Source organism: Arthrobacter sp. 10T416, from assembly GCF_056394165.1.
Map to the genome: position 1 here is coordinate 191,480 of NZ_JBFTHI010000001.1, position 10,543 is coordinate 202,022.

General features: G+C 71.6%; 12 protein-coding genes. 4 read left to right on the forward strand and 8 right to left on the reverse strand.

Going from position 1 to position 10,543, the window contains the following annotated elements:
- Window positions 1-27 precede the first annotated feature (27 nt).
- Window positions 28-2,655 (forward strand): ATP-dependent helicase HrpB, encoded by a 2,628-nt coding sequence (hrpB, locus tag AC1DBE_RS00885; RefSeq protein WP_476969326.1) that lies wholly within the window; start codon window positions 28-30, stop codon window positions 2,653-2,655.
- A 31-nt stretch (window positions 2,656-2,686) separates the two neighbouring features.
- Here hrpB and AC1DBE_RS00890 read toward each other — a convergent pair whose 3' ends face one another.
- Genes AC1DBE_RS00890 through AC1DBE_RS00910 form a run of 5 tightly spaced genes read right to left on the reverse strand, consistent with a single transcriptional unit; the run spans window position 2,687 to window position 4,879 of the window.
- Window positions 2,687-2,824, reverse strand: a complete 138-nt coding sequence (locus AC1DBE_RS00890) for a hypothetical protein (RefSeq protein WP_476969327.1) — start codon at window positions 2,822-2,824, stop codon at window positions 2,687-2,689.
- 36 nt (window positions 2,825-2,860) lie between these two features.
- The gene (locus AC1DBE_RS00895; RefSeq protein WP_476969328.1) at window positions 2,861-3,601 is read right to left on the reverse strand and encodes a class I SAM-dependent methyltransferase; all 741 of its coding nucleotides are present in this window, start codon (window positions 3,599-3,601) and stop codon (window positions 2,861-2,863) included.
- A 10-nt stretch (window positions 3,602-3,611) separates the two neighbouring features.
- A complete protein-coding gene (locus tag AC1DBE_RS00900) occupies window positions 3,612-3,833 on the reverse strand; it encodes a hypothetical protein (RefSeq protein WP_476878677.1) in 222 nt (73 codons plus the stop codon).
- A complete protein-coding gene (locus AC1DBE_RS00905) occupies window positions 3,817-4,542 on the reverse strand; it encodes an alpha/beta hydrolase family protein (RefSeq protein WP_476969329.1) in 726 nt (241 codons plus the stop codon). Before AC1DBE_RS00905 ends, AC1DBE_RS00900 begins: the two co-directional genes overlap by 17 nt.
- Window positions 4,529-4,879 carry a hypothetical protein gene (locus AC1DBE_RS00910; RefSeq protein WP_476878675.1) on the reverse strand — a complete coding sequence of 117 codons (351 nt, stop codon included), beginning with the start codon at window positions 4,877-4,879 and terminating at the stop codon, window positions 4,529-4,531. The genes AC1DBE_RS00905 and AC1DBE_RS00910 overlap by 14 nt, the downstream gene beginning before the upstream one ends.
- A gap of 149 nt (window positions 4,880-5,028) precedes the next feature.
- Here AC1DBE_RS00910 and AC1DBE_RS00915 point away from each other — a divergent pair, with 149 nt between their 5' ends.
- Both AC1DBE_RS00915 and ligD read left to right on the forward strand, forming a co-directional pair.
- On the forward strand, window positions 5,029-6,312 hold the full coding sequence (locus AC1DBE_RS00915; RefSeq protein ID WP_476969330.1) for a class I SAM-dependent methyltransferase: 1,284 nt from the start codon (window positions 5,029-5,031) through the stop codon (window positions 6,310-6,312).
- 53 nt (window positions 6,313-6,365) lie between these two features.
- Entirely contained in the window at window positions 6,366-7,388 is a 1,023-nt protein-coding gene (ligD, locus tag AC1DBE_RS00920) for a non-homologous end-joining DNA ligase (protein WP_476969331.1), read from the forward strand.
- On the opposite strand, the gene AC1DBE_RS00925 is transcribed toward ligD, so the two are convergent.
- Genes AC1DBE_RS00925 through AC1DBE_RS00935 form a run of 3 tightly spaced genes read right to left on the reverse strand, consistent with a single transcriptional unit; the run spans window position 7,385 to window position 9,093 of the window.
- Window positions 7,385-8,140, reverse strand: a complete 756-nt coding sequence (locus AC1DBE_RS00925; protein ID WP_476969332.1) for a CDP-alcohol phosphatidyltransferase family protein — start codon at window positions 8,138-8,140, stop codon at window positions 7,385-7,387. The two genes, ligD and AC1DBE_RS00925, sit on opposite strands and share 4 nt — an antisense overlap.
- Window positions 8,141-8,194: 54 nt before the next feature.
- Window positions 8,195-8,656: a hypothetical protein gene (locus AC1DBE_RS00930; RefSeq protein ID WP_476969333.1), complete on the reverse strand. Its 462-nt coding sequence runs from the start codon at window positions 8,654-8,656 to the stop codon at window positions 8,195-8,197.
- Window positions 8,653-9,093, reverse strand: coding sequence for a cupredoxin domain-containing protein (locus tag AC1DBE_RS00935; protein WP_476878670.1), 441 nt, complete (start codon window positions 9,091-9,093; stop codon window positions 8,653-8,655). Before AC1DBE_RS00935 ends, AC1DBE_RS00930 begins: the two co-directional genes overlap by 4 nt.
- A gap of 497 nt (window positions 9,094-9,590) precedes the next feature.
- Between AC1DBE_RS00935 and AC1DBE_RS00940 the strand changes: the two genes are divergently transcribed.
- Window positions 9,591-10,523: an AfsR/SARP family transcriptional regulator gene (locus AC1DBE_RS00940; protein WP_476969334.1), complete on the forward strand. Its 933-nt coding sequence runs from the start codon at window positions 9,591-9,593 to the stop codon at window positions 10,521-10,523.
- Window positions 10,524-10,543 lie beyond the last annotated feature (20 nt).

The window sequence follows — 10,543 nt, forward strand, 5'->3', positions numbered from 1 at the left end:
GCGGTCGGGGCAGGGGACAATGGAGGCGTGACTCCCGCACCTACCGGCCGTATCCCGGCGCAACGGCCCTTCGACCTGGACGCGATCGGGTCCGGCCTGGCTTTCGCCGGCTCCCTCGGCCAGCTGGCGGCCGCGCTGGGGGACCACGCCGCGGGCAATGCCGCTGTGGTTGAGGCGCCACCTGGCACGGGCAAAACCACGCTCGTGCCGCCGCTGCTCGCCAACCTGGCCCTGCAGCCCGGAGACGGAATCGTCCCGCGCGTGGTGGTCACGCAGCCCCGCCGGGTCGCTGCGCGGTCCGCGGCGCGGCGGCTGGCGGCGCTCGACGGTGGCCCGCTGGGCGGGCGCGTCGGATACACGGTCCGCGGTGACCGGCAGGCCGGACCGCAGACCTGGGTTGAGTTTGTCACGCCCGGGATTCTGTTGCGCCGCCTGCTGGCCGACCCGGGGCTCGAAGGCACGGGCGCGGTGGTGCTCGACGAGGTCCATGAGCGGGGGCTGGAGACGGACCTGCTCCTCGGGATGCTCGCCGAGGTGCGCCAGTTACGCGGAGACCTCACGGTGGTCGCCATGTCCGCGACGCTGGACGCTCCGCGGTTTGCAGCGCTGCTGGCCGACGACGCCGGCAGCGCAGCCCCGGTGGTCGGGTGTCCGTCCGCGTTGTACCCCCTCGAGGTCCGGTGGGCACCGCCGCCGGGTCCCCGCCTGGACCCCCGCGGTGTGACGCGGGCCTTCCTGGACCACGTCGCGGACACGGCGGCCGACGCCCACGCCGCCGCTCAGGCCGGAGGGGAGGACATCGATGCCCTGGTGTTCGTTCCGGGCGCCCGTGAGGTCTCCCACGTCGCAGCCCGGCTCCGTGGCCGGTCCGCGGCGGAAGTGCTGGAACTCCACGGGCAGGTGGGTGCTGCCATGCAGGACCGGGCCGTTTCGGGCCGCCGCCCCGGCGAACCTGCCCGCATCATCGTCTCCACCGCCCTCGCCGAATCCTCGCTGACGGTGCCCGGTGTGCGCCTGGTGGTGGACTCGGGGCTGGCCCGCGAACCACGGCGGGACGCCGGACGCGGCATGACCGGGCTGGTAACCGTGTCCTGCTCGCGCGCCTCGGCCGACCAGCGCGCCGGCAGGGCGGCCCGGCTGGGGCCGGGCCGGGTGGTGCGCTGCTACGACCAGAAGAGTTACGGCGCGGCTCCGGCCCACCAGACCCCCGAAATCGCCGTTACCGACCTCACCGGCGCAGCCCTGGTCCTGGCCTGCTGGGGATCGCCCGGCGGACGCGGGCTGGCGCTCCCGGATGCCCCGCCCGCGGCCGCGATGGACGAAGCAGTCGAGGTGCTCACCGAACTCGGCGCCGTCGGGCCCGACGGACACGCGACGGAGCTCGGCAAGACTCTGGCGCGGGTCCCGGCAGACCCGCGGCTCGCCCGGGCGCTGCTCGACGGCACAACCGGAGTGGGTTCCCGCACCGCTGCCGAGACCGTCGCCGCCGTTTCCGGCGCCGAACGGGCGCCGGGGGCCGACCTGCCCGGCCTGATCTCCACCCTGCGGTCCGGCAAAGCCGCGGGCTCGGCCCGCTGGGCAGATGATGTGCGGCGGATGGAAACCCTGGGGCGGCAGGCGGCGCCCGCCACGGGGACAGCACCCGGCGTGTCCGGCGTCGGTCCGGAAAGCGTCGGATTCGTAGTGGCCCTGGCCTTCCCGGACCGGGTGGCCCGGAAAGTGCCTGGGCCGGGGGAGCGGTATCTGCTCTCCTCCGGTACCCGGGCGGCGCTACCGGGCGGGAGCCGCCTCGCCGGCCACGAATGGCTGGCCATTGCCGAGGTCTCGCGAGCGGACGGACACGAGGCCGCCGGCACCGGCGCCGTCATCCGGTCGGCTGCCCCGCTGACGGTCGAGGCCGCGGAGACGGCCGCCCGGCACCTCCTGACCGACGTCGTGGAAGCCGGCTTCGGCGACGGCAGGGTCACCGCACGCCGGGAACGGCGCCTGGGCGCCATCGTGCTCTCCTCGACGCCGGTGCGGCCGTCCGCAGCGGAAGGCCGCACCGCCGTGGCACGGGCCCTGGCCCGCACCGGGCTCCGGACCATCGGCTGGTCAGCGGCCGCTGAGGCGTTGCGCCGGCGGCTGGCCCTGCTGCACCGTGAGCTCGGGGCGCCCTGGCCAGATGTCTCCGAGCCCGCGCTGCTGGCGCGGCTGGACGACTGGCTGGCACCGGAGACTGAGGCCCTGGCCGGCGGTGCGGCGACCAGCAGCATCAGCCTGGCAGACCCGCTGCGGCGGCTGTTGCCCTGGCCGGAGGCCGCCCGGCTGGCTGACCTGGTGCCGGAGACGCTGGAGGTCCCTAGCGGTTCGCGGATCCGGATCGACTACCCCGAAGCCGACGACGACGGCGGCAGGCCCGTCGTCGCTGTGAAGTTGCAGGAAGTGTTCGGCTGGGAACGGACCCCGCGGCTGGTGGAGGGCAGAGTTCCGGTGCTGTTCCACCTGCTCTCTCCGGCGCGGCGGCCGCTCGCCGTCACCGATGACCTGGCCTCCTTCTGGTCCGGCCCGTACGCCCAGGTCCGTGCGGAGATGCGCGGCCGTTATCCCAAGCATCCGTGGCCGGAGGATCCCTGGACTGCCCCCGCCACCGCGAAGGTCAAAAGCCGGATGTGAGGTGCCGGCGGAGAGGCGGCCGCCGGGCCGGTCAGGTCCGGGCCACCCCGGGTTCGTACGTCCCTGCACTCCACTCCTGACCCTGCGGGTCCAGCACCCTCGCCCGCCGGGCACCCCAGGCCGTGCTTTCGGGTTCGATGATGCCGGTGGCGAAAAGTTTGGCGGCCATGCCAGCATCTTAATCAGGCGGCCCGCCGCCGGATACCTACGGCCGTCTCGCCTCGAACACCATCAGCGGGCTGGTTGCTTGCAGCGGCTGGCGCCGCCACCCGCCCCAGGGCTGTGCTGTGGCGAACCCGGCGGCGGCGAGGTCGGCCAGGACGGTGTCCCGGCTGCGGAACGTGATGGTGGACTCCTCCGTGATGGGCTCCGGGGCGGATGCGCCCGGGACGGTCAGGAGGGTGTGGCTGCTGAACGTCACCTCGCCGGAGTCCGTGGCCGAGGTGACTTCGTACCATTCCGCCAGGTGGCCCAGCGGGGTGGTACGGGAACGGAAAGTCTCCTCCCGGGTCCAGGCCTCCCAGGCGCGGGCGCCCGGATTGCGGCTCTCGAAGGCCAGCACCCCTCCCGGGCGGAGCCCCGGGCAGATATCGCGCAGGGCCTCGTGCCAGACGGCGCCGGTGAGGTGTTGGGCGACGTTTCCGCTCATCACCACAAGGTCCGCCTCAGCCTTGCCGATGGCGCCGGAAGTGCCCAGCCGCCACGTCACCAGGTCCGCGCCGGGCCGGGAGCGGGCAAAGGCAAGCATGTTCACGGAGGGGTCGATGCCGACCACGGAGCGGCCGGCCTGGGCGAACGTGACGGTCAGGATCCCCGTGCCGCAGCCCAGGTCCACGACGGTGCGTGCTTCGAGTTCGTCCGCGAGGGCCCGGAAGTAGTCGTGGTCGGGGCCGTCCGGGTTGTCGTCGTCGTACAGCTGCACCAGGCGCGGGTCATAGTCGGTCACGGGTCAGGGGCTACCCGGCCTCGGCGCCGTCCCACGCGACGTGGACCCAGCGCTGGCCTTCCCCGTCCCAGGACTCGGAGTGGCCCAGCAGGGCCAGGTCCTGGAAGCTGACCTCGATGCCGTCGCGTTGAAGCTCATCCCGCAGTTCGCGGGTGGCCTCACGGACGGCGGTGGTAACGGCCTCGGGGCTGTCGGATTCAACGCGGCGCGACGCTTCATGTGGTTTGCTCATGGACACCATCTTTCAGCCTAAGAGCCGTTCTGGGAACCGCTGCCGCGTTGTGCCGGGCGATGAAGCCCGCCGCCGCCGGTGCCAGACCGGCCCCGGTTTCCTCCGCCGACTGCTTTCTGCCGGCCACGGCGAAAGAATGATCGCCGCCTTCCACCCACTGCAGGACCGCGCCGAAACCGATGCGCGCCACCACAGACTCCAGCAGTACAGGGGTCGCGAACGTGTCCCGGGTGCCCTGGAGGAACAGCATCGGCACGGTGATGCCGTAGAGGTGCTCATCGCGGAGCTTTTCCGGTTTCCCCGGCGGATGCAGCGGATAGCCCAGGTAAATGAGTCCCGCCGCGGGCATGCCCTCGGCGACCGCCATCGAGGCCATCCTGCCGCCGAACGATTTGCCGGCGGCCCACAGGGGTTCGCCCTCTGACCGGGCGGCGGCGGCGTCCATCGCCGCCCGCCAGGCAGCAACGGCTGCCGGTGGTCGGTCGGGGAATTTCCGGCCCGCCTCGCGGTACGGGAAGTTGAAGCGCAGCGTGGCGATGCCGGCGTCGTTCAAGGCTGCGGTGAAGCCGCGCAGGAAGGGGTGCTCCATGCCGGCACCCGCCCCGTGCGCCACCACCAGCGTCGCGACGGCCCGGGCCTGCCGGGCGTATATGCCCGTCACGGCGGACCCGTCGACGTCGATGCTCAGCTGCTCCTCAGTGGCGGCCATGCAGGATCCCGCGCCGTGCCAGCCCCCGGACGGAGAGCCCCACCGCGCAGACCACCGGCGCCAGTGCGAGCAGCAGGGCCACCGGGTTGGGCCGGAACCCCACGCCTCCGCCGGGCCCGGCGGCGTAGACCCCGAGGGGGAGTACGAAGCCGCCGCCACCCCCGCCTGCCCCGGCCGGGGCGTCGTCGGAGGCGGGCGCGCTGCCGCCGCCAAAGCCGAACGACACCAGGGCCACGGGTACCAGTTCTTCGCCGCCAAGTTGCACGGGAGCCCCGTAGGCGCGGGAGACCCCCACATTCCGGAACGTGTCCACCAGGGATGTAAATGCCTCAGCCATAGGAGCCAGCCTAACGACGGCGGAGACCCGGCACCAGAGCGGGCACCCGGGACGCCGGGCCCGCGCACACGGGACGTCCGGCCCCTGTTCCGCGGCGCGGGCGGCCAATAGATTGGGGTGGAAACGCCGTCTGGTGAGAGGAACGAACCATGTCGACTCCAGGAGGGGCCGCAAGCCGGCTGGCCGGGGCACTGGCCATCGTGCTCGGAACCAGGGATATCCCGCTCAGGCTGCGCGCCTGGGATGGCTCGGAGGCCGGACCCGACGGCGCCCCGCTGCTGGTGTTCCACTCCCGGCGGGCGCTCCGGCGCATCCTGTATGCACCCGGCCAGCTGGGCCTCAGCCGTGCGTACGTCGCCGGTGACATCGAGGCGCCCGGGGACATCTTCTCGAGTTTCACCGCGCTCAGCTCTGCAGGGAAGTTCGCCCAGCCGGGGCCCTTCCGCCGCCCCACCCTGCGTGAACTCGGAGCGCTGGCCGCCACGGCGGTGCGGCTCGGCGCGCTGGGACCGAACCCGGCCCCGCCCCCCGAAGAAGCCCGGGTGGCACGGAAGGGCCGGCGCCACTCCCGGAAGCGTGATGCTGCCGCCATTTCACACCACTACGACGTCGGCAACGACTTCTACGCGCTTGTCCTGGGTCCGTCGCTGGTGTACTCCTGCGCCGTGTGGGACGACCCCGCCACCGGCCTGGACGCGGCCCAGGAAGCCAAACTCGACCTCGTCTGCCGGAAACTGGGGCTGGGCCCGGGCATGCGGGTGCTCGACGTCGGTTGCGGCTGGGGCAGTTTCGCCATACACGCCGCCGAACGCTACGGGGCCGACGTCGTCGGGGTCACCCTCTCCGCGGAACAGGCCGAGCTGGCACGGAAACGGGTCGCGGAGGCGGGCCTCACCGACCGCGTCGACATCCGGATCCAGGACTACCGCGACGTGGACGACGGCCCTTACGACGCGATCAGCTCCATCGGCATGTCGGAGCACGTCGGCCGCGAACAGATGGGCCACTACGTCTCCCGGCTGCACGGGCTGCTGCGGCCGGGCGGCCGGCTGCTGAACCATGCCATCTCCTGGAACGCAGGCCCCACCGCTGAGGATCCGGATTCGTTTATCCCGCGCTACGTTTTCCCGGACGGGGAGATGCTCAGCCTGGCCGAGATGGTGGGCGCCCTGGAGGGCGGCGGCTTCGAGGTGCTCGACGTCGAGGCGCTGCGCCCGCACTATGCGCTGACCCTCCGGGCGTGGGTGCAGAACCTTGAAAGCCATTGGGACGAGGCGGTGCGGACCGGCAGCCTTGGGCGGGCCCGGGTCTGGCGCCTCTACATGGCCGCGAGCGCGCTGGGTTTCGAGGCCGGGACCACCGGCGTCAACCAGGTCCTGGTGCGGCGCGCCGGAGGCACCGAACCACCGCTGCGCCGGTCGGCCTGGCTCTGAAGACCCCAGCGGCCAGTCTTTTGTTGTGCCGTGCCCGGGGGTAGTTTGTCCTCATGGCAAGGGAAGAAACCACGGTCAGCATCGACGGACCACACGGCAGCCGGGACGTCCGGATCTCCAGTCCCAGCAGGCTGCTGTGGCCCGGGGCCGGGCTGACCAAGCTGGATCTCGCCCACTACATGATGGCCGTGGGAGAGGCGTTCCTGGCCGCCAACGGCAGCCGCCCCATCACGCTGCAGCGGTTCTCCGGGGACATCGACGGCGAACAGTTCTTTTCAAAGAACCCGCCCAAGGGCGCCCCCGACTATGTCGGCGCCGTGGATGTGGTCTACCCGAGCGGCCGGTCCCACCCGCAGCTGGTGTTCGAGGAGGTTGCCGCCGCCGTCTGGGCGGTGCAGATGAACACTGTCGTCTTTCATCCGTGGGCCTCCCGGGCGGGGATCCCGGATAACCCAGACCAGCTGCGGATCGACCTTGACCCGCAGCCGGGTACCAGCTTCCGGGACGCCGTCCCCGCCGCACGTGAGCTGAAAGCCGTCCTGGCCGAGGCCGGGCTGACCGCTTTTATCAAGACCTCGGGGAACCGGGGCCTGCACGTCTTTGCCCCGATTGAACCGGCGCATGAGTTCCTTGAGGTCCGGCACGCCGTGATCGCCGCAGCCCGCGAACTTGAGCGCCGGATGCCGGAGCAGGTCACCACCGCCTGGTGGAAGGAGGAACGCGGGAGCCGGATCTTCGTGGACTTCAACCAGGCCAACCGCGACCGGACCATGGCCGGCGCGTACAGCCCCCGGGCACTGCCGGCCGCCACCGTGTCCTGTCCGCTGGAGTGGGAGGAACTGGACAGCGCCGACCCACAGGACTTCACCGTGGCCACCGTCCCCGCCCGGCTCAAATCCGCCGGGGATCCCTGGGCGGACATGCACACGAACCCCGGCACCATCGACACCCTGCTGGGGTGGTGGGAGCGTGACCTCTCCGCGGGCCTCGGCGAGCTTCCCTTCCCGCCGGACTTCCCGAAGATGCCCGGTGAACCGCCGCGCGTGCAGCCCAGCCGTGCCCGGACCAAAGCCTAGCGTCGGCCCCCGCGGGCGCTAACGGGGCGGCCGGGAACGGGACGGGCACGGTGCATCCGCTCCAGTGCGGCCACGTCACGGCCGAAGGAGAACAGCAAGAGCCCCAAAGCCACCAGGAGTGCCGAGGTGCCGGGCCCGGGCGGCACGCCGGGGGTCAACGCCAGCAGCAGGGTTAGCGGCTGGAGCGCGCCGATCACCTTCCGCAGGGGTGACACCGGAAGGACCCCTCTCAAGGCCGGCCGGACGGCGCCAGCGGCGGTAAACCCGTAGTAGAGGAGCCCGGTCACCAACGCCCAACCGCCCAAGACCGCCGCGGCGGCGCAGGAGAGTACCAGGGTCAGGGCCGCATCGGTCTCGGTGTCCAGCCGAGCGCCCGCCGGCGACGCCGTCCTGGTGCGCCGTGCCACGGGGCCGTCGACGGCGTCCAGCGCGAAGGCGCAGGCGCCGAGCACCACAAGAAGCCAACCCGGGGCGTGGCCGCCGGCGACGTCCAGCACAGCCTGCGCCGCACAGCAGGCCACGAGGACTGCACGGATCAGGGTGACACGGTCGGCCGGGGTGCACACGCGGGGTTCGCGCAGCAGGACGATGCCGGCGATTCGCGCCAGCCCCGCGGCGCCGGCCGCCACGGCCAGCGTCCCGGCGGGAACCGCGGGCGAGGCCAGCGCGGCGAGCCAGCCGGCCGACGCAAGGTAGGCGGCTGCGGCCACGGTCACATCGGCCTCGGCGCGGCGGGAAATTCTGCTTGGCATGGTCACCTCGGCACCATGCTAACAACGCGGCGTCCGGTTGGGTCCTGCAGCCGGTCAGGGCACCGGCCGCGGGCCCTGTGCGCGGGCCACGCTGCCGGCCCGGGCGACGCCGAGGCCGGCGAACACGGTGGCCGCCCCCTCGGCGACGGCGCTCAGCGACTTCTCGAAGTACCAGACGGGCTCGTACATGGCCGGGAACGGGCCGAACGCCGGCAGATCGACGTAGCGGTAAACCACGACGGCGGCGAACGCGCTGAGCGCCACGAGGAAAGCGAAGGCGTAGGCAGCCCGGCTGCCGCGCACTAAGACGGCCAGTGCGGCCAGCACCGCCGCACCGGATTCGAGCAGGAAAAGTGTGCCCTGGCCAATGCCCTGCGGCGACCCCGCCTGGTAGCCGGGGGCCAAGTGGATGTGCACCACTGCGTCGACGAGGAGGGCCGCCGCTGTCAGTAACCGCAGGCCAACGCCGCGTCCCCGCCTCCGGGCCGGCGCCCCGCCGCGGACTGAAGCGCTCATTGGACTGTCAACGTTCCGTGCATGCCGGGGTGGAAGGTGCAGTGATAGGTATACGTGCCCGGCTTGGAGGGCGCCGTGAAGCTCGCTGTACCACCGCTGCCCTTGACGTCGACGTCGAACGCCGCGCCGTCGTCGGCGGTCACCGTGTGTTCGGCGCTGTCCATGTTGGTGATGGTCACCGGCGTGCCTGCGGCGACCACCAGGGGGGTGCCGTAGGCAAAGTCCTTGATCGTGATGGCCGACGGGCCTGCCGTCGCACTGCCCGGCGCGGCTGTACCCGGAGCACTTCCCGAACCCATGGGCATACTGGCCGTCGCCGAGGGGCCGCCCGCGGACGTGGCGGCCGGTGATGCCCCGCTTCCCCCGGACGAGCATCCCGGGGCGGCCACCAGGACCGCCGCCAGGACTAGCGTGGCGCGCACATTTCTGGTGTTCATGGGGCACCCCTAAACCATGGATCTGCTGGCCGCAGAAGTTGACCGGCTGCTCCCATTCTGCTCCCGTTTGGCCCGGGCGGCGCGGAGTTTCCAGCTGCCCTGCAGGCGGTGTTCAGCGTGCTCCCATCCTGCGCTGCAGGAGGCCGTGGACTACGTGGTTGGCGTGTTCGCGCAAGTTGCAGGTGAGGTTGGCCGGGTACTGGCCGGGACTCACTTCGGGCCGGGCCCTACTTGGGCCAAAAAAGAAATTACCTGCCCGTGTTCGCGGGCGCTTACTCACTGGTTTGCCGCCCGTACCCAACTTTCGGCATCCCGAAAGTCGGGTAGTTGCCCCGCCTTGTTGGGCGCTTGGTCCGCGTGCCACGGTGGCTGGCAGAGGCCGGAAAGCTGGTGGGGTTTCAGTCCGCACTGAAGGTCACCGGGGTGTTTCTCTCGGCCTCAGCTCGACACTTGTGGAGCCGCGTTCTGAATCGTTGCCTGGGGAATCGGAGAACATCGTGCAGACCTTGCCGGGAGCAGATACAGCCATAACGGTCCGGCTGTTCGGAGCACTGGAAATCCGGCGCGACGGCGTCGCGCTGACAGCCGCGGACCTCGGCGGCTGCAAACCACGCCACATCCTCGAAATTCTCTTGCTGAACCTCGGCACCCCGGTCTCAAAGACGCAGTTGATCGAGATCCTGTGGGGACCCAGCGCCAGCGACGGGGCCGTAGCGACGCTGGAGAGCTACATCAGCGGGCTCCGCCGGGCGATCCAGCCCGGGCAGACCAAGTCCGGTCCGCTCCGGACCGCCAACAGCGGGTATCTGCTGGATCCGCACCTGGTGGACCTTGACCTCATGCGTTTCCGCTGCCTGCTCAATGCCGCGGCGACGGCCGCCCCGGAAGACGCCTACCCGGTGCTGGTCGAGGCGCTGGCGCTCTCGGCCGAGCCACTGCTGGGGTTCGAGCTCGTCGCTGACTGGGCGGACGAGGCCCGCGCGCGGCAGCATGCCGAACGGGTTGCCGCGATGCTCGCCGCTGCCGAGGCGGCAACGGCGCTAAGGCGCCCCCACGAGGCGATCAACTGGGCACAAGCGGCCATCCGGTCCGAGCCCCTGAACGAACGGGCCTGGATGGTGCTGGTGGAGGCCTACGAACTCGCCGGCCTGCCCGCCGAGGGTCTCTCCGCCTACGACCGCTGCCGCCGCCTCTTCGACCGAGACCTCGCCTGCCCGCCGGGACCGGCCCTCCAGGCCGCGCATCTGCGGCTCTTGCGGCAGCACGCCGAGGCCGATTCGGAGCTCTCCGAGGTGCTGTCGGCCCTGCTGTTCCTTGGCGGCTGGCTGCACAACCCGGGGTCGCAGGGTGCGGGGACCGATGACCGGCTGCACCAGAACGCCGGACGAATCCTGGATTCCTTCCTCCAGCGGGTCCGGACCGCGGTGTGACGTGGCCGGTGGCCGGGGTC